The organism is uncultured Maribacter sp. (assembly GCF_963974015.1).
Lineage (GTDB): Bacteria > Bacteroidota > Bacteroidia > Flavobacteriales > Flavobacteriaceae > Maribacter.
Genome location: NZ_CAXBBZ010000002.1, coordinates 450,901 through 467,726, shown reverse-complemented (window position 1 = coordinate 467,726; position 16,826 = coordinate 450,901). Strand labels below are relative to the sequence as shown.

Below are 16,826 nucleotides of genomic sequence, written 5' to 3'. Positions count from 1 at the left end.
ATAAAGTAAGAAGTATTAAGTTTTCTTTTAAAACCTGTAATACCTACTACAAAAATTCTTTTTAGTTCAAAAATTCAAAAATTCCAGCAGCACCCTGTCCAGTTCCAACACACATGGTTACCATGCCGTATTTACCTTGCATGTTACGCTTACGCATTTCATCAAATAATTGTACGGAAAGTTTAGCTCCTGTACAGCCTAAGGGGTGACCTAAAGCAATAGCACCACCATTTACATTGACGATATCTTGATTTAAGTTCAATTCACGCATTACAGCTATAGATTGAGAAGCGAAAGCTTCATTCAATTCTATAAGCTCAATATCTTCTTGTTTTAATCCTGCCTGCTTTAATGCTTTTGGTATTGCTTTTACTGGACCGATACCCATAATTCGCGGTTCAACGCCTGCTGCAGCATAATTTACTAGTCTAGCAATTGGCTCAAGATTTAATTCTTTAACCATATCTTCACTCATTACTAAAACAAAAGCTGCACCATCACTCATTTGAGAAGAATTACCTGCAGTAACACTACCACCAGCAGCAAAAACAGGTCTTAATCCTGCTAAAGCTTCAAGGCTAGTTCCTTTTCTTGGACCTTCATCTTCTGTTACCGTATATTTTCTAGTTGCTTTTTTACCATTTTCATCTATATAAATTTGTTCCACATCAATCGGAACAATTTGTTCTTTAAATCTACCTTCTGCCTGAGCTTTTAGTGCTTTCATGTGAGAATTATAAGCAAACAAATCTTGATCTTCACGCGAAACATGAAATTGATTGGCTACAGCTTCAGCTGTATTTCCCATTCCCCAATAATAATCTTCATGTCCAGATTTAACGGTGTCATAATTTAATTCTGGTTTAAAACCAGTCATGGGAACAGAACTCATACTTTCAGCACCACCTGCAATGATGCAATCAGCCATTCCTGACTGTATTTTTGCCGTAGCAACACCTATGGTTTCAATACCAGAAGCACAAAAACGATTAACTGTTACGCCGGCAACGTCAACACTATCTAAACCAATTAATGAAATAAATCGAGCCATATTTAGGCCTTGAGAGCCTTCTGGCATTGCATTGCCGACAATTACATCGTCAATACGTTTTTTGTCTAATTGCGGCAGCTCTTTCATCATGTACTGGATGGTCTCTGCAGCTAATTCATCAGTTCTTTTAAAACGAAAAACTCCTTTAGGTGCTTTTCCAACTGCTGTTCTATATGCTTTTACTATATATGCTGTTTTCATTTTTCTAGTTTCTTAATGGTTTTCCAGTTTTCAACATATGTTGAATTCTTTCTAAGGTTTTACGTTCCGTACAAAGTGATAAAAACGCTTCACGTTCTAAGTCTAATAAATATTGTTCTGTAACAAGTGTAGGTTCTGATAAATCACCACCAGCCATTACATAGGCTAATTTGTTAGCAATTTTTTTATCGTGCTCACTGATGTAGTTACTATCTTCCATAGCATCTGTACCTACTAAGAACATACCTAATGCTTGTTTGCCAAGTACTTTAATGTCCTTACGCTTTACAGGTTGCGTATACCCTGCTTCTGCCATTAACCTTGCATGAGCCTTTGCCGTTGCTATTTGTCTATCTTTATTCACGACGACAATATCTTTTCCATGTTGTAAAATACCTAAGTCAAACGCTTCATAAGCAGAAGTAGATACTTTAGCCATACCTATGGTTAAGAAGTACTCTTGAAGCACGTTTAACTCTACATCATTTTTATGGAATAAGTCTTGAGCTCTTAAAGCAAATTCTTTAGAACCACCGCCACCTGGAATTACACCAACACCGAATTCAACCAAACCAATATAGGTTTCTGCTGCAGCAACAACCTTATCGGCATGTAATGATAATTCACAACCACCACCTAAAGCCATACCATGTGGTGCAGATACTGTTGGTATTGCAGAATAGCGCATACGCATCATAGTGTCCTGAAACATTTTGATAGCCATGTTCAATTCGTCATACTCCTGTTCAACGGCCATCATGAATATCATGCCAATATTTGCACCTACCGAAAAATTAGGAGCTTGATTACCAACGACTAAACCTTGGAAATCTTTTTCCGCAATGTCAATTGCTTTGTTCAGTCCTGCAAGAACATCACCACCAATGGTATTCATTTTAGATTGGAATTCTACATTTAAAATTCCGTCGCCTAAATCTTCAACGACAACACCGCTATTTTTAAATACCTCTTTAGATTTTCTAATATTATCTAAGATTATAAATGAATCTTGACCGGGTATTTTTTCTACTGATTTTTTAGGAATATCATAATAGTAGGTAGCACCGTCTTTTACTGAATAAAAAGATTTGTTACCTGCAGCAATCATATCATTAACCCAAGTAGCAGGAGTTTCACCTTCAGCTTTCATGATTTCTAACCCTTTTTCTAAACCAATTGCATCCCAAATTTGAAAAGGTCCATGTTCCCATCCAAACCCAGCTTTCATCGCATCATCAATTTTATAAAGCTCATCGGTTATTTCAGGAATTCTATGAGAAACGTAAGCGAATAATGCAGCAAAACTTTTTCTGTAAAATTCACCAGCTTTATCTTTTCCGGCAACTAATACCTTAAAACGATCTGCTACTTTATCAATAGTCTTTGTCAGTTCTAACGTAGCGAAATTTGCTCTTTTGCTAGAACGATACTCCATAGTATCTAGATCTAAGGTCAAAATTTCAGTTTTACCTTTAGCGTCTTTAGATTTTTTATAAAATCCTTGTCCTGTTTTACTACCCAACCATTTGTTTTCCATCATGGTATTGATGAAACCAGGTAGTTTAAACAACTCTATTTTTTCGTCTTCTTTACAATTGTCAGCGATACCATTAGCAACATGTACAAGTGTATCTAGACCAACAACATCTACGGTTCTAAACGTTGCAGATTTTGGTCTACCAATTACTGGTCCGGTTAGTTTGTCGACCTCTTCAACAGTCATGCCCATTTCCTTTACCATATGGAAAAGACTTTGAATGCTAAAAATTCCAATTCTATTTCCTATAAAGGCAGGAGTGTCTTTAGCTACTACTGAAGTTTTACCTAAGAATTTTTCCCCATAACCATTTAAAAAGTCTAATACTTCAGGTGAAGTTTTAGGCCCAGGAATAATTTCAAAAAGTTTTAAATAACGAGCAGGGTTAAAAAAGTGAGTTCCACAGAAATGTTTCTGGAAATCTTCGCTACGGCCTTCACTCATAAAGTGGATAGGAATACCTGATGTATTCGATGTAATAAGCGTACCCGGCGTTCTATGCTTCTCTAAGTTTTCAAAGACTATCTTTTTAATATCAAGTCTTTCAACAACAACTTCAATAATCCAATCTACTTTAGATACTTTGGCAATATCATCTTCTAAATTCCCAGTAGTAATTCTATCAGCAAATTTTTGGTGATAAATAGGAGAAGGTTTAGATTTTAATGCTGCCGCTAATGAATCATTTACCATTCTATTGCGAACAACCTTGTCTTGCAAGGTTAAACCTTTAGCCTTTTCCTTATCATTTAGTTCACGCGGAACAATATCTAACAATAAAACCTCTACGCCAATATTAGCAAAATGACAGGCTATACCGCTTCCCATTATTCCTGAACCAATTACCGCTACTTTTTTAATGTGCTTGTTCATGTACTTAAGACTGTATTAATGATTTGATATATCTTTTGAAAATAATTTTTTATCTGAAATCAGTTTATTGATGATATCAGTAACTTCGAAAAAATTAGATAACTTTTCTTCTGTAACCTCTTGTTTAACGGCCTCATTAAATCTAAGAACTGTACTTTTCGAGTCGTTTCTTTTTTCTAAACCAAAATCTGTTAGATATATTAAAACACCTCGACCGTCATTAGGATTAGGCTTTCTTAAAATGAGACCTTTCTTCTCCATGCTTTTTAATATCCTAGAGAGGCTAGTAGCTTCCATTCCCATTTTAGGACCCAAGGAAGTGGAAGGAGTACCCTTTTTTGGGTCAATACTCAATAAGGTAAAACCTACGGCCATAGTAGAATCGAAGTTTTTTGCTTCTTCGTTATACATTCTAGCCACTGCTTGCCATGTAGCTCGTAACGCATAATCAATAGTTGTTTCTTTCATACAGTGGAAGTTGGTCCTCAAATATAAACAAATTTATTATGCATGCATAATAAATTGAAAAAATTTTAAGAATTGGAAAAGTCTTCTTTAATTCACATCAAATTAAAGAATGTTGTCTACCGTTTTGTTTACTTCCTTATCGATTTTTGAACTAATAACTAAAGAGATTATTAATAGAGAACTTATCATTGGTACTATGAATATTTTCATACTTCCTTGATTGTTAATACTATTGTATAGACCCATACCTAAAAAGAAGTACATTATTGCAAGTCCAACTATACCGAATACAAGTAAAAATTTCAGATATTTTTTTAGTTGAATTGCACTCTATATTTTTCGAAAATAATTTTAGTAATTATACTTATTTAATGCTCGTAGATATCATTGTAAAGTTCAATGTACTTTTCCTTTACAATTTTTCTTTTCAATTTCATAGTAGGGGTAAGGTGACCTCCTTCTATGCTCCAAACATCAGGTGTCAGTCTGAATTGTTTTATTTTTTCCCATTTAGCAAAGTTCTCGTTTGCGATGGTGACCTCTTCTTCGAATCTAGCTATTACTTGTTCATTATGTACAAGTTCTTTATTGGTGCCAATTTCAATATTGTGAATTTTAGCCCAATTTTTCACAAAATCAAAATCAGGTTGAATTAAAGCAGCGGGCATTTTTTCACCTTCACCCACAACCATAATTTGATCAATAAATCTAGATTGTTTAAATCTATTTTCTAACAACTGAGGGGCAACATATTTACCTCCAGAAGTTTTAAACATTTCTTTTTTACGGTCAGTTATTTTTAAGAAACCATCAGCATCGATTTCTCCAATATCACCAGTATGAAAATAACCGTCTATGATTACCTCGGCAGTTTTGGCTTCATCTTTATAATAGCCCAGCATTACTTGAGGACCTTTTATGCAAATTTCACCATCTTCGGCTATTTTAACTTCGGTACGATCCAAAGGTTTGCCAACCGTACCTATTCTAAACCCACCATTTCGCATATCATTTACAGATACTACAGGAGAAGTTTCCGTAAGGCCATAACCTTCCATTACTCCAAATTCAGCAGCGTTAAAAATACGTGCTAAACGTGGTTGTAGAGCGGCACTACCTGATGCCATTACTGATAAATTGCCTCCTAAAGCTGCTTTCCATTTACTAAAAATAAGTTTACGTGCTAGTTTAAGATTTTGTTCATACCACCAACCATTTTGACTATAAGGTTCATATCTTAACCCTATTTCTACCGCCCAAAAGAATAATTTCTTTTTAATTCCGGTTAAGGATGTGCCTTTAGCTATAATTTTATCATACACTTTTTCTAATAAACGTGGAACGGCTGTCATAACATTAGGCTGTACCTCTTGTGCGTATTCGCTAATTTGATCTATAGGAGCGAAGTAAATACTAGTACAACAATATTGGTATAAATAGATTAGCATGCGTTCATATACATGGCATACTGGTAGAAAACTCAATGCTTTTGAATTTCCGACTTCAATAGGAATTCTTTTAAAACTTTCTAAGGCATTACTCACTAAATTATCATGAGATAACATTACTCCCTTAGGTCTTCCTGTTGTTCCAGAAGTATAAATTAATGTAGCTAAATCGTTTGGCTTAACTGCTTCCTTAAATTTTTCTACTTCATTTTGATTAGAGGTGTCTTTTCCTAACTCCAAAACTTCTTCCCAGTTTTTACAATTGGTCAAAACATCAAATGAGAATACTTCTTTTAGTGATGACACTTGGTTTTGAATAGATTTCACCTTATCATAAACTTCATCACACGATACAAAACAGTATTTAGCTTCAGAGTGATTTAAAACATAAGCATAATCACTTTCTGAAATAGTAGGATAAACGGGTACATTTTGTGCACCTAGTTGCAATATGCCTATATCCATAATATTCCATTCGGTTCTATTGGTTTTAGAGATAAGAGCAATTTTATCGTTTGGTTGAACACCTAAACGCAGTAAACCGCGGCTTATGGCATTCGCCATGTCTATATATTCTTGAGTAGATATACTTATCCACCTATCATCTTTTTTCGATACAAGTGCTTTTTCTAAAGCATTTTTCTCTAGCTGATAATATGGAAAATCGAACAGTCGGGTAACTTTTTGCATACTTGATTTATAAAACTTGATTGCAAAATAATGAAAGAACTCGGTTAATTAAAATTGTATTAATAAATAAAATAGGTAATGATTATAATATTCTTAATTATTAATCTAGCCAATTTACTTTGCACATTTTAAGTATTTGTCTACAATAAATTGTAGTTGAAAGGGTTATGTATGCAATTGATATTTTTGTAGGAAAATTCTTTATTGTGTAATTTTACATTTATAAGATTAAAATGCGTTCTGAATATATAACTCAATGAGATAATTATAAATAGAAAAGGTTTGGCTCCAGGGCTTTACGTATATAAATTCTAAAACTCAAAAGATAAAATTTGGAGTGGTAGATTATTGGTTAGATAATTGTTTTTTGTTTGTTAAAAAGCTGTGTACTCCACTAGGAAATACACAGCTTTTATTTTTCAACTACTATCTTATTTATGATTAACAACCCATTCTTTAGCGTTTTTAAAAGCTTCTAACCATGGCGAAACTTCATCGTTTCTATCCGTTGGATAATGAGCCCAGTTCCATGGGAATATAGAACGTTCAATGTGTGGCATTGTCACCAAATGACGACCAGTTTTATCACAAAGCATGGCAGTATTGAAATCACTTCCATTAGGGTTGGCAGGATAATCTTCAAAACCATATTTGGCAACAATTTCATAATTTTCTTCAGTTAAGGGGAGTTTGAATTTACCTTCTCCGTGAGAAATCCATACCCCAAGTTTACTTCCTTCTAAAGTTGAAAGCATAACTGAATTATTCTTTTGTATTTCTACAGATGTAAAGTTACTCTCGTGCTTGTGAGAATCGTTATAGGTCATTTTACCATGAGATTCGTGTTCAGGATTAATTAAGTCCAATTCCATAAACAATTGACATCCATTACAAATACCTACGGATAATGTATCTGGTCTAGCAAAGAAGTTTTTAATTACGGTATTTGCTTTCTCGTTGTATTTTATAGCTCCGGCCCATCCTTTTGCACTTCCTAGTACATCTGAATTGGAGAATCCACCAACAGCACCTAAAAATTGAATATCCTCTAAATTCTCGCGACCAGAAATTAAATCGGTCATATGCACATCTTTGACATCAAAACCGGCTAAGTACATGGCGTTTGCCATTTCACGTTCAGAGTTACTTCCTTTTTCACGAAGAATCGCTGCTTTTGGTCTTGCGCCATTATTACTAGAACGAACTGGAAGACTAATAGAATCAGAATTCAAGAAACGATATTGTAATGGCTGTACTTTATAATTGTCAAATCTATCTTTTGCTAAACCATTTGCAGTTTGCTTGTTGTCTAGTAAGTAAGAGGTTTTGAACCATGTGTCGCGTAAGGTCTCAATATTAAGTCCCATTTCCATACCATTGTTTCTAACAGTAAGCGTAGCCGCATTCGTAACGGTTCCTATTTTAGTGGCATCGATATTCTTTCCTTTTAGAATAGTTTCAATAGAATCCTCTTTTGCTTGGAAAACAATTCCGCTATTTTCAGAGAATAATACTTTGATGGTATCGGCTTCGCCTAAACCTGTAAGGTCAAGATTAGCACCCAAATTAGTGTCGGCAAAACACAACTCTAAAAGGGTAGTAATCAATCCGCCAGAAGCAATATCATGTCCTGCAACAATTTGTCCTTCTTTAATTAAATCCTGTATTGTATTGAAAACTGTTTTAAAATACGCTGAATCTTTAATAGTAGGTGTTTCATTCCCTATACTATTTCTAGTTTGTGCGAATGATGATCCACCTAGTTTAAAACTATCTTTTGATAAATTAATATAATAGATCGATCCGGCATTTTTTTGTAAGACCGGTTCAATTACTTTGGTAATATCGTTACAGTTACCTGCTGCTGAAATCACTACAGTGCCTGGAGAAATTACATCTCCATCACTATATTTTTGTTTCATGGAAAGTGAATCCTTTCCGGTCGGTACATTGATGCCTAGTTCAATAGCAAAATCAGAAACTGCTTGTACAGCTTTATATAAACGGGCATCTTCACCTTCATTTTTACAAGGCCACATCCAGTTAGCTGAAAGTGAAACTGATTTCATTCCTTCTTTTAATGGAGCCCAAACAAGATTGGTAAGCGATTCGGCAATACTATTTTTACTTCCTGCAGCTGGATCTATTAAGGCTGAGATAGGGGAGTGGCCAATACTTGTAGCGATTCCTTCCTTTCCTTTATAATCTAAGGCCATTACACCACAGTTATTTAATGGTAATTGCAATGGTCCAACACACTGCTGTTTGGCAACTTTACCACCCACACAACGGTCTACTTTATTGGTAAGCCAATCTTTACAGGCTACTGCTTCAAGTTGAAGAACGGCATCTAAATAATCATGAAAAAACTCTAATGAATATTCCGCATTTTTATAATTACGTTCAACGGTTTTATCTGTCATCACTGTTTTCGGAGAACTGCCAAACATATCTGATAGTGCTAAATCCATTGGCTTTGCACCGTTGGTTTTAGATTCGAACGTAAAACGGTCATCGCCCGTTACATCACCAACTTCATACATAGGTGAGCGTTCACGGTCTGCAATACGTTTTAAAAGGTCAATATCCTTTTTACCGATTACAAGACCCATACGTTCTTGAGATTCGTTACCGATTATCTCTTTGGCGGATAGGGTAGGGTCACCAACAGGTAATTTATCCAAGTCGATTTTACCACCGGTTTCTTCAACTAGTTCAGATAAACAATTAAGGTGACCACCGGCACCATGATCGTGAATAGAAACAATGGTGTTCTCATCACTCTCTACCATACCACGTATCGCATTGGCCGCTCTTTTTTGCATTTCAGGATTGGATCGTTGTACTGCGTTCAATTCTATAACTGAACTGAACTCTCCAGTATCGGCGCTTGAAACTGCTGCACCACCCATGCCTATACGGTAATTATCACCGCCAAGAATAACAATCTTATCACCGGTTTTTGGTTTATCCTTAATAGCCTGTTCTATTTTTCCATAGCCAATACCACCAGCTTGCATGATTACTTTATCATAGCCAAGTCTACGGTTATTGGTTGATGTTGTTTTGTTTTCTTCAGATGAGTCGAACGGAGTGGAAGCTTCATCATATTCAAACGTAAGAACAGAACCTGTAATTAATGGTTGACCGAATTTATTTCCAAAATCAGATGCACCGTTCGATGCTTTGATTAATATATCCATCGGAGTTTGGTACAACCAATCTCTTTCTTTCATTCCTTTTTCCCAAGGTCGCTCTTCTTCTAATCTTGAATATGCAGTCATGTAAACTGAAGTTCCCGCTAAAGGTAAAGAACCTTTACCACCAGCTAAACGATCACGAATTTCTCCACCAGCTCCTGTTGCTGCGCCATTGAAAGGTTCAACGGTAGTTGGGAAATTATGAGTTTCTGCTTTTATAGAAATTACTGAGTCAAACTCTTTTTCTTGATAGAAATCGGGCTTATCTGCAGTTTTGGGTGCAAATTGAACCACAGTCGGCCCTTTAACGAAAGCCACGTTGTCTTTGTAAGCCGAAACTATATCGTTAGGGAATTCCTGTGATGTTTTTTTAATGAGCTTAAAAAGCGAAGTAGGCATCTCTTGTCCGTCAATAACGAAAGTACCGTTGAATATCTTATGTCTGCAGTGTTCAGAGTTAACTTGACTAAATCCGAATACCTCTGAGTCGGTTAATTTTCTACCTATTTTTTCACTAAGATTTTTGAGGTAACCAACCTCTTCATCATTTAAAGCTAAACCTTCTTGTTTATTGAAGGCAGCTATATCTTCAATATTCAAAATTGGTTTTGGTTCAACCTGAATAGTGAACACTTCTTGATTCAGCAAAGTATATTTTTGCGAAATCATAGGATCAAAACCAACATGATTTTCCTCAACCGCATTAAATTCCTCAATCCGAATGATGCCATCAACACCCATGTTTTGAGTAATTTCAGTAGCATTGGTACTCCATGGCGTAATCATGGCAGCTCTAGGACCAACAAAAAAGGCGTCAAGAGACGCCGCATTTATTTTAGATTGGTTGCCGAACAACCATATAAGTTTACTTGTATCTTCTGATGAAAGTTCCTTAGCGGTCTGTACCGCAAAAACCTTTGTGCTAGGTTCCCCAAAAAAGTGAATCATTTAATGTGTCTGGTATTGATTTTTAAACTACAAAATTAAGGTTTTACCTGTTATTATTAACGGTAAATCGAAACACTTTTAAACAAGGATTGTTAATGAAATTAAAGTGATCCAAAGAATACTGCTTGGAATTTTTAAGTAGTCTGATATTCAGATTGTTATTTTAATTGCAATTAAAGTATGTATTTAATACTTAGTTAGATGTGGTGTTTTTAATATATTTGAATTTACCTTACAGATTTAAAAAAAGCAAAACGAATACTATGACGCAACAAAAAGCACAAACAAACGCATTATTGTATTGTATGGATTTAATAGGGGGGAAATGGAAACCCATTATACTGTTTAATATCTCAAAAGGGATTAATCGATTCAATAAATTGTTTAATGAAATAGAAGGTATTAATAGGCAAATGTTGAGCAAACAATTAAAGGAACTTGAGAAATCGGGGATTTTAGAACGCACCCTTTTTCCTGAAATTCCACCACGAGTAGAATATACGTTAACACCTTTAGGTAAATCACTTATGACCGTTGTGCAGGCAATGAATCGTTGGGGGCAAAAGCAACAAGTTAAGGTTCCAAAAAAGAAGGATACCCAACAGGTAACACTATTTGGGTAACGTTAAGTTTATCTTTTATGCTTCGTACTTTTTCGAAAAAGTAAAAATGTGACTTTAAAAGTCCCATAAATCTAAATTGTTGGGCTTAGGTTTTGAATTACGTAAAAATTAAAGAAGACCTCTTTTTTGCGACTGAATTTATGTATCTTTTACTAACTAATTCAAAACCAACATGAAACAAAAAACTACACTATTTACTATTGCATGCTTTCTGCTAACGCTAAACGGTATCTACTCGCAAAAGATAAAATCAAACAAACAAATTGAAGAACTAAAATCTGAGGTTGCGGCTATTGTCGAAGACAATAAAAAACAGTCACAGGTAATGGTTGATAAGATTTTCAGTTTTTCAGAACTTGGATTTCAAGAAATAGAATCTTCAAAATACCTAATAGGAATTTTGGCTGAAAACGGATTTGAAATTGAAAATTCAATTTCTGGGATTCCAACAGCATGGTTTGCAACTTGGAGCAATGGCGAAGGACCAATTATTGCTTTAGGCAGTGATGTGGACTGTATTCCAAAAGCATCACAGTATCCAGGGGTTGCCTATCACAAACCTATTGTAGAAGGTGCGCCAGGTCATGGTGAAGGTCACAATTCCGGTATTCCGATGAATATTTCTTCTGCATTGGCGGTAAAACAAATTATGGAGCGTGAGAATATTGGTGGTACGCTTATAATTTGGCCAGGTATTGCAGAGGAGTTGGTTGCAGCAAAAGCATGGTATGTTAGAGATGGACTTTTTGATGATATCGATATGTGCATTTTTACGCATGTTGGTAATAATCTGGGAGTTTCTTACGGACCAACAAGAGGTACAGGATTAATATCTGTTGAATATGCATTTGAAGGAGAAGCGGCACATTCGGCAGGATCACCTTGGCGAGGTAAGAGTGCATTGGATGCCGCTGAATTGATGAATATTGGATGGAATTATAAGAGAGAACATTTACACCCTTTAAAACGCTCGCATTCAATTTTTACTGATTCGGGTGACCAACCTAATGTGGTTCCATCAAAAGCGGCTATATGGTTTTATTTCAGGGATATTAAATATGAGGGAATCATGGAAATGTATGCTCTGGCAAACGATATGGCCAAAGGTGCAGCTTTGATGACAGGTACGACGATGACCTCTAAAGTATTGGGTACTGCTTGGCCACGACATTATAATAAGGTGATTGCCGAAACGATGTATTCTAATATTAAAGAAGTCGGGTTGCCTAAATGGTCAGATGCTGACCAAACTTTGGCTAAAGCCGTACAAACTGAAGTGAATTCAGAAAAAATAGAGGGTTTGCCAGTGAAATTAGATGATTTAGGACTTCCTGTAATCGATCCTATAAGTGGTGGATCAGATGATATAGGTGATATATCATGGAAAGTACCAACGGTTACTTTAAGATATCCTTCAAATATACCAGGGCTACAAGGGCATCATTGGAGTAATGCTATTGCTATGGCAACCCCAATTGCACATAAAGGTGTTGTGGCAGGGGCGAAGGTAGAAGCAATGACAATTATAGACTTTTTATTAAAACCAGAATTAATGAAAGGCGCGTGGAACTATTTCAACAATGAGCAACAAAAAGAAACCAAATATCAACCTATGATTTCTGAAAGTGATATGCCTCCAATTTATTTAAACAAGGATAAGCAAGATCAGTTTAGGCCATCATTAGAGAAATACTATTACGATGAAACTAAATATGATACATATTTAGAGCAGTTGGGTATAGAATATCCGACATTGAAAGAATAGGTTTTTTAAAAATCAATCACTAAAAAGCCTTTCAGTGCGTATGAACTGAAAGGCTTTTTATATAGCCAAAATTTATGATTTAAATACTCTTCTCTAATAATGCCATAAAAAAACCGTCATAGCCACTTTTTGAGGCGTATATCTTCTTATCACGCACTAATTTAAAATCTTTTCCTTCTTCAGAGCTCAAAAATGATTTCACCTGATCACTGTTTTCTTGGGGTAGAATAGAGCAAGTTGCATAAACCATTTTTCCGCCAGGCTTAACTATTTTACTGTAATTCCTAAGAATTTCCTGTTGCGTTTTTACAATTTTGTCAAGAAATTCCGGTTGCATTTTCCATTTAGAATCCGGATTTCTTCTTAAGACACCTAATCCTGTACAGGGTGCATCGATTAAAACTCTGTCTGCACTTCCATATAACTTTTTGTAAACCTTGGAAGAATCAATTTCACGTACTTCAATATTATGAGCTCCGTTACGTCTGGCGCGTCTTTTTAATTCTTTCAATTTACTTCCGTAAATATCCATAGAAATCAATTGCCCTTTATTTTCCATTAAGGCAGCCAAGTGCAATGATTTACCACCAGCACCTGCACAAGTATCAACTACCCTTTGCCCTGGTTCAACATCTAAAAATTCCGCAACCAATTGAGAAGATGCATCTTGTACCTCGAACATCCCTTTTTTAAAGGCTTCAGTTACAAAAACATTTGCTCTTTCCACAAGTTTTAAAGCAGAAGCGTAACCCCTTATAGGTTCTGCAACAATATTTTCATCTAATAATGCCTTACGTAATTCTTCTTTCGTAGTTCTTAAAGTATTGGTACGTAAGATGACTTCGGCTGGCTCATTAAGTTTAGCAATTTCTTCTGTCCATAACTTATCGCCTAATGCTTTTTCTCCTAATTCATCAATCCAATCAGGAATTGCTTCTCTGAACTTTCTTATTTGTGAAAGTTCATCGAATTTTCCTTTGATTCTTCTTTCAGGCGTTGGTTCAATTTGCTTCCAATCAGGTAAATTAATTCCTTTAAGTACAGCCCAAACAGCCCACATACGAAATAAATCCGGTCTGCTGAAAGGTGCTTTTACTTCTGCTATTTCGGCATATAATCTTTTATAACGAACCATTTCATAGGTCGTTTCTGCGATAAAACCACGATCACGTGCTCCCCATCGTTTGTCGAACCGAAGTACTTTTTGAACGACTTTATCGGCGTATTCATTTTCATTGAATATGAGGTTTAATGCGTCAATTACGGCAAACACCAGATTTCTGTGTAATTTCATTTGAAGTGATATTAATTTACTTGGCTAGAAGATTATTGCCATTACTCGATATACTATCTATTGTAAAATGGCGGTAGTCCTCAAAATTTGTGGCTGCAAAGGTATTGTTTTAGAAGTGATTCCATTTATTTTTGATGAACTTTATACCTTTCACTATGCGCTATGCCTTTCTAATTATTGTTTTAATGGTTTCATGTTCTAAGAATATAGAACCTATTAATTTCAGTTCTGTTGCTGTAAGTGATATTTATACTGATTCGTTAAGTATCAGAGCGATAGAGATTATGGGTAATAGCTTAGCCTTTGCAGCAAATAAAGGAACCTTTGGTACAGTAGATTTAAGTACGGGTAAAGTACGCGCAAATATAGAAAAGTATCATACCGTTATACCCGAATTTAGGGCGGTGGCACATACTTCATCAGATTTCTTTATGTTATCGGTCGGTACGCCGGCTTTGTTATACAAAACAGGAGAAAATGGGAGAATGGAGCTCGTCTATAAAGAAGAGGGAGAGGGAGTTTTTTATGATGCTTTGACCTTTTTGAATGATAAAGAAGGTATTGCAGTTGGAGATTCTGTAGATGGATGTTTAAGTGTTATCATAACTTCGGATGGTGGCATAACATGGTCTAAAATACCTTGTTTGCAATTGCCTACAGGTATAGAAGGCGAAGGTGCATTTGCTGCTAGTAACACCAATATAGCAACAATAGGAGATGAAATTTGGATAGCCACTACAATGGGCCGCATTTTGTATTCATCGGATATAGGAAAAAATTGGAAAGTATTTCAAACCCCAATTAAAAATAAAGAACCTACAGAAGGTATTTACTCTATTGCTTTTTACAATGAAAATATAGGGGTTGTGATAGGCGGTGATTATACAAATCCGGATAATGCCATCGCAAATAAAGCGATTACTAAAGATGGAGGAAAAACATGGCATTTATTAGCAGATGGAAATAAACCAGCATATAAAAGTTGTATTCAATTCGTTCCCCGTACCAATGGTCATGGAATTGTAGCCGTTGGATTTAACGGCATTTCGTATTCGTCCGATATGGGTGTCAACTGGAAAGAATTATCTAAAGAGTCATTTTATACTTTGCGATTTCAAAATGACTCGGTTGCCTATGCTGCTGGCAAAAATAGAATTTCAAAGCTAGTATTTAAATAAACTATTGACCACCTTTATTATGACGGTATTGCTTAATTAGGTCACGCTTAAAATCTTCCTCAGCTTTTAACAATAACAACGCTTTTTTGGCAGAAGTAACCTTACTGACCTTCATTAAAAATGCTTTGTCCAATTCTTCTTCATCTTCTTCGATAGAAATCTTAAGCGTCAACAATTTTTTCGCATCATCTTCAGATAAATCGTCACTATTTTCTAGCTTATCTTTTATTTGGTTATGTTCTTTACGCATTAATGCGTGTCTCTTTTCTTCATACTCATTATAGATAGGCCAGAATTCTTGTGCTTCTTTACTGTCAAGAGATAATTTCTCGGTAATATATGCCACTTTTAAGGACTTTATTTTTTCCCAATCTCTTTTATGTTGGCCAAACGATATTACGGTAAAAAGCATAAATAGCGATAGTATATACTTATTCATTGTCTTGTAAATTAAGTTCTTCAAAATCAATCGTATTGTCACTTAAATAATCTAAAATGTTATCATTCTCTATGGATGAATTTAACATGTTCGAAAATTCAGTATCCGTAAAGGGTAGTACTTCTGCGATTTCATAAGATGTTAAATCAAATTCATTGTTTTCGAAATAGGCTTCTATGTCGGTATTTGCTAAAGCACTAATACTTAGTTTTTCTGTACTATTCCAATTATAACCGAAAAAGATTATGGCAATAGCAGCAATAGATGCGACAAAGGCTATAATTTTCTTTACAGGATAAAGAGGTATTACCTTAGTCTCCTTAATAAGTTTGTTGGTCAACTTATCATTAAACGTATCAAAATAGTTTTCAGGAACTGTAAATCCTCTAGCCTTCGGCATAACTGATCCTTCAGTTGATAATTTATCCATTAATTTATCTTCAAAACTATTGAAATAGCCTTGAGGAGTTTTAAACGGATTTTTGGTGTTCTTTTTCATTATACTAATTTGACTTTCAAAGACATAAAAGGTTTAATCTGTTTTCAAATACTGTTCCACTTTTTTAACAGCTAAGTGATAAGAAGCTTTTAGACTACCAACCGAAGTGTCTAATATTTCTGAAATTTCTTCATATTTTAATTCTTGAAAATACTTCATATTAAATACGAGTTTCTGCCTCTCCGGTAAAGTAGTAATCGCTTGTTGAAGCTTTAATTGAATTTCATCACCTTCAAAATAAACATCTGCTTGTAAATTAGAGACTAATTTCTCTTGATAATCTTCATCGGTTATCCCTTGCATTTTTGCTCTGTGCTTAATAAAACTTAAAGCTTCGTTTGTTGCTATTCTATACATCCAAGAAAAAAGTTGACTGTCTCCCTTAAACCCATCGATGTTTTTGTAGACTTTTATAAATGTATTCTGTAGAACATCATCTGCATCGTCATGATTTAATACGATGCCACGAATTTGCCAATACAAACGTTCTTTGTACATGCTAACCAATACATTAAATGCTTGCGCTTGTGTGTTCTTGGTTTTTAAATCTTGTACTAGTGTTTCCTCTACAATCAATATGAATTGAGGTTTAATTGATGGTTAGACGGTAGA

Annotated in this window: 12 protein-coding genes; 3 read left to right on the top strand and 9 right to left on the bottom strand. The window is 35.1% G+C overall.

Annotated elements, in window-relative coordinates; translation table 11 throughout:
- Positions 1-61: 61 nt before the first annotated feature.
- The 5 genes from AACZ41_RS06625 to purL all read right to left on the bottom strand — a co-directional run bounded on the left by AACZ41_RS06625 (position 62) and on the right by purL (position 10,416).
- Positions 62-1,252, bottom strand: a complete 1,191-nt coding sequence (locus AACZ41_RS06625) for an acetyl-CoA C-acyltransferase (protein ID WP_339627575.1) — start codon at positions 1,250-1,252, stop codon at positions 62-64.
- A gap of 4 nt (positions 1,253-1,256) precedes the next feature.
- Positions 1,257-3,662 (bottom strand): 3-hydroxyacyl-CoA dehydrogenase NAD-binding domain-containing protein, encoded by a 2,406-nt coding sequence (locus AACZ41_RS06620; RefSeq protein WP_339627574.1) that lies wholly within the window; start codon positions 3,660-3,662, stop codon positions 1,257-1,259.
- A gap of 15 nt (positions 3,663-3,677) precedes the next feature.
- Positions 3,678-4,130: a MarR family transcriptional regulator gene (locus AACZ41_RS06615; RefSeq protein WP_339627573.1), complete on the bottom strand. Its 453-nt coding sequence runs from the start codon at positions 4,128-4,130 to the stop codon at positions 3,678-3,680.
- A gap of 368 nt (positions 4,131-4,498) precedes the next feature.
- Positions 4,499-6,268 carry a long-chain fatty acid--CoA ligase gene (locus AACZ41_RS06610; RefSeq protein WP_339627572.1) on the bottom strand — a complete coding sequence of 590 codons (1,770 nt, stop codon included), beginning with the start codon at positions 6,266-6,268 and terminating at the stop codon, positions 4,499-4,501.
- 431 nt (positions 6,269-6,699) lie between these two features.
- On the bottom strand, positions 6,700-10,416 hold the full coding sequence (gene purL, locus AACZ41_RS06605) for a phosphoribosylformylglycinamidine synthase (protein ID WP_339627571.1): 3,717 nt from the start codon (positions 10,414-10,416) through the stop codon (positions 6,700-6,702).
- A gap of 263 nt (positions 10,417-10,679) precedes the next feature.
- On the opposite strand from purL, the gene AACZ41_RS06600 reads away from it, so the two are divergent.
- Positions 10,680-11,039 (top strand): helix-turn-helix domain-containing protein, encoded by a 360-nt coding sequence (locus AACZ41_RS06600; protein WP_339627570.1) that lies wholly within the window; start codon positions 10,680-10,682, stop codon positions 11,037-11,039.
- 172 nt (positions 11,040-11,211) lie between these two features.
- Entirely contained in the window at positions 11,212-12,804 is a 1,593-nt protein-coding gene (locus tag AACZ41_RS06595) for an amidohydrolase (RefSeq protein ID WP_339627569.1), read from the top strand.
- 79 nt (positions 12,805-12,883) lie between these two features.
- Here the strand turns inward: AACZ41_RS06595 and AACZ41_RS06590 are convergent, their stop codons facing one another.
- Positions 12,884-14,098 carry a methyltransferase domain-containing protein gene (locus AACZ41_RS06590; RefSeq protein ID WP_339627568.1) on the bottom strand — a complete coding sequence of 405 codons (1,215 nt, stop codon included), beginning with the start codon at positions 14,096-14,098 and terminating at the stop codon, positions 12,884-12,886.
- A gap of 134 nt (positions 14,099-14,232) precedes the next feature.
- On the opposite strand from AACZ41_RS06590, the gene AACZ41_RS06585 reads away from it, so the two are divergent.
- Entirely contained in the window at positions 14,233-15,276 is a 1,044-nt protein-coding gene (locus AACZ41_RS06585) for an oxidoreductase (RefSeq protein WP_339627566.1), read from the top strand.
- 1 nt (position 15,277) lies between these two features.
- On the opposite strand, the gene AACZ41_RS06580 is transcribed toward AACZ41_RS06585, so the two are convergent.
- From AACZ41_RS06580 to AACZ41_RS06570, 3 genes are read right to left on the bottom strand one after another with little or no spacing between them, the layout of a single operon-like run.
- The gene (locus tag AACZ41_RS06580; protein WP_339627565.1) at positions 15,278-15,715 is read right to left on the bottom strand and encodes a hypothetical protein; all 438 of its coding nucleotides are present in this window, start codon (positions 15,713-15,715) and stop codon (positions 15,278-15,280) included.
- Entirely contained in the window at positions 15,708-16,214 is a 507-nt protein-coding gene (locus AACZ41_RS06575) for a hypothetical protein (protein ID WP_339627564.1), read from the bottom strand. The genes AACZ41_RS06580 and AACZ41_RS06575 overlap by 8 nt, the downstream gene beginning before the upstream one ends.
- Positions 16,215-16,247: 33 nt before the next feature.
- Positions 16,248-16,790 (bottom strand): sigma-70 family RNA polymerase sigma factor, encoded by a 543-nt coding sequence (locus AACZ41_RS06570; RefSeq protein WP_339627563.1) that lies wholly within the window; start codon positions 16,788-16,790, stop codon positions 16,248-16,250.
- Positions 16,791-16,826 lie beyond the last annotated feature (36 nt).

Coding starts and splice junctions, on each gene's coding strand:
- AACZ41_RS06625 (WP_339627575.1), bottom strand. CDS start 1,252: ATGAAAACAGCATATATAGTAAAAGCATATAGAACAGCAGTTGGAAAA.
- AACZ41_RS06620 (WP_339627574.1), bottom strand. CDS start 3,662: ATGAACAAGCACATTAAAAAAGTAGCGGTAATTGGTTCAGGAATAATG.
- AACZ41_RS06615 (WP_339627573.1), bottom strand. CDS start 4,130: ATGAAAGAAACAACTATTGATTATGCGTTACGAGCTACATGGCAAGCA.
- AACZ41_RS06610 (WP_339627572.1), bottom strand. CDS start 6,268: ATGCAAAAAGTTACCCGACTGTTCGATTTTCCATATTATCAGCTAGAG.
- purL (WP_339627571.1), bottom strand. CDS start 10,416: ATGATTCACTTTTTTGGGGAACCTAGCACAAAGGTTTTTGCGGTACAG.
- AACZ41_RS06600 (WP_339627570.1), top strand. CDS start 10,680: ATGACGCAACAAAAAGCACAAACAAACGCATTATTGTATTGTATGGAT.
- AACZ41_RS06595 (WP_339627569.1), top strand. CDS start 11,212: ATGAAACAAAAAACTACACTATTTACTATTGCATGCTTTCTGCTAACG.
- AACZ41_RS06590 (WP_339627568.1), bottom strand. CDS start 14,098: ATGAAATTACACAGAAATCTGGTGTTTGCCGTAATTGACGCATTAAAC.
- AACZ41_RS06585 (WP_339627566.1), top strand. CDS start 14,233: ATGAACTTTATACCTTTCACTATGCGCTATGCCTTTCTAATTATTGTT.
- AACZ41_RS06580 (WP_339627565.1), bottom strand. CDS start 15,715: ATGAATAAGTATATACTATCGCTATTTATGCTTTTTACCGTAATATCG.
- AACZ41_RS06575 (WP_339627564.1), bottom strand. CDS start 16,214: ATGAAAAAGAACACCAAAAATCCGTTTAAAACTCCTCAAGGCTATTTC.